Genomic DNA, 1,380 nt, shown 5'->3' on the forward strand with positions numbered 1-1,380 from the left:
CTATTCCCCGATCGCGTAATAGGTGAATCCCAGGTCGGCCAGCCGGTTGTCAGCGAGCAGCTTCCTGCCATCGAACACGAAAGCGGGTTTCATCATGTGGTCTTTGATGCGTTGCCAGTCGTAATCTCTGAACTCATCCCACTCGGTGAGCACAGCGATAGCGTGGGCCCTTTCGGCGGCATCGTAGGGATCGTCCACCACGGAGACCAGCCTGCGGTTTTCTTTCGGGGCACGCGTGCCGAGGTAGTCCAGGTCTGCATAGACCTGTTCGGCGGACACCTTGGGGTCGTACACGATGATATTTGCCTCTTCATTGAGCAATGCATCGGCTACGTAGATGGCCGCCGATTCGCGGGTATCGTTGGTGTCCTTCTTGAAGGCCCATCCCAGGAACGCGATTTTCTTTCCCGACACGGTATTGTATAGGGTTTGCACGATGTTGTCGGCAAACCGCTGTTTCTGGTGATCATTCATGGAGATGACCTGCTCCCAGTAATGGGCCACCTCCTCCAGCCCGTAGCTGCGGGCGATGTACACCAGGTTGAGGATATCCTTCTGGAAACAGGATCCCCCGAAGCCCACGGACGCCTTGAGGAACTTGGGGCCGATGCGGCTGTCGGTGCCGATGGCCCGCGCCACTTCGTCCACATTGGCTCCCGTCCGTTCACACAGCTCGGAGATGGCGTTGATGGACGATACACGCTGGGCAAGGAAGGCGTTGGCCGTCAGTTTGGACAGTTCGGACGACCAGAGGTTGGTGGTCAGTACGCGTTCGCGGGGTACCCACGTGGCGTATATATCCACCAGTGCCTGCACGGCTTCCGCATTTTCCCCGCCGATGAGCACCCGGTCGGGACGGTGCAGGTCCTGGATGGCCGTTCCCTCTGCCAGGAACTCCGGATTGGAGAGGATATGGAAACTCACGCCGTTGCCGGTATTGTGCAGGATACTTTTGAGTGCCTCGGCCGTGCGCACGGGCAGGGTCGACTTCTCGACAATGATCTTATCGGAAGTGGCCGCTGCGGCAATCTGGCGTGCACACAGCTCGATGTATTTCAGGTCGGCCGCCATTCCCTTGCCCTTGCCGTAGGTCTTGGTGGGGGTGTTTACCGAGATGAACACCATGTCGGCCCCGGCAATGGCCCCATCCACATCCGTCGAAAAGAACAGGTTGCGCCCGCGGGCTTCGGCAACCACTTCGGCAAGCCCCGGTTCGTACACCGGCAGCCGGGAAAGATCCGAATCGTTCCAGGCGGCGATGCGCTCGGCGTTGATATCCACGATGGTAACCGTAATGTGGGGACATTGCTGGGCGATGACCGACATCGTCGGACCTCCCACGTAGCCCGCTCCGATGCAACAGATATTCTTTACTTCCAT

The 1,380-nt window shown here is 58.8% G+C and carries 1 protein-coding gene; it reads right to left on the bottom strand.

Annotated features, from left to right (window positions below; translation table 11 throughout):
- Positions 1–1,380, bottom strand: a 1,380-nt coding sequence (locus BMZ56_RS25335) for a nucleotide sugar dehydrogenase (RefSeq protein WP_090632647.1), incomplete at its 5' end; no start/stop codon positions are given.

Source organism: Parapedobacter indicus, from assembly GCF_900113765.1.
Taxonomy (GTDB): domain Bacteria; phylum Bacteroidota; class Bacteroidia; order Sphingobacteriales; family Sphingobacteriaceae; genus Parapedobacter; species Parapedobacter indicus.